Genomic DNA, 649 nt, shown 5'->3' with positions numbered 1-649 from the left:
CACAGCCGTTGCCCGCTGCACGATCTTGTCCTCGAGGGCCGCGATCGCCAGCGGGCGCTGCCGTCCGTCCGGCTTTGGGATGTAGACCCGCCGCGACGGCTGCGGCCGGTACGCTCCCCGGTGGACACGGGCATGCAGATCCTCAAGGTTGGCCTTGAGATCTTGCTCATAGTCCCGCCACGTCACCCCGTCCGTGCCCGGCGCGGCATGCTTCTTCAACGCGAAGAACTCCGCCTCGAGCAGGTCGGGATCGATGTGGTGAAGCAGCGCGGTGAACCTCTCCTTCTTCCTTTCCCTTGCAGTTCGTCGTATGCGCTCCAGCGCCTGTGTCACGCTCGTCCGGCTCGGCGTCCGGGTCGTGCTTTGCTGGTCCGCATTCCCCTTGGTCGCGGCCCTTCGCTCCACCAGCTCCTTTCGCAGATCGCTCTGCCTCGTTCGCCGGCTTCGCCGCTACTGTGGCCACGTCCGACTTCCCGCGTTCGTTCGTCATCGGCTTCGGCTCCTCGCCTTCCCGATGCGGACCGAAGGCGCATGCCGCCTGCGGTCGAACGCGGGACCTCCCAGGTTCCGGCGCGGTCCCTTACTGCGTGATGGGGTCTTCGACCACGGCAGAGCGTCAGCCCCTCGCATAACGGGACCGCACATGTTG

General features: G+C 66.6%; 1 pseudogene. It reads right to left on the bottom strand.

Going from position 1 to position 649, the window contains the following annotated elements:
* Positions 1–405 (bottom strand): annotated as a pseudogene (locus tag IVA82_RS49290) (hypothetical protein); the annotation flags it as partial.
* Between the last annotated feature and the right edge of the window lie 244 nt (positions 406–649).

This window comes from Bradyrhizobium sp. 142, assembly GCF_023074015.1.
Taxonomy (GTDB): Bacteria; Pseudomonadota; Alphaproteobacteria; order Rhizobiales; family Xanthobacteraceae; genus Bradyrhizobium.
The sequence above is the reverse complement of the archived record's forward strand: the minus strand, read 5'-3'. Positions and strand labels throughout refer to the sequence as shown.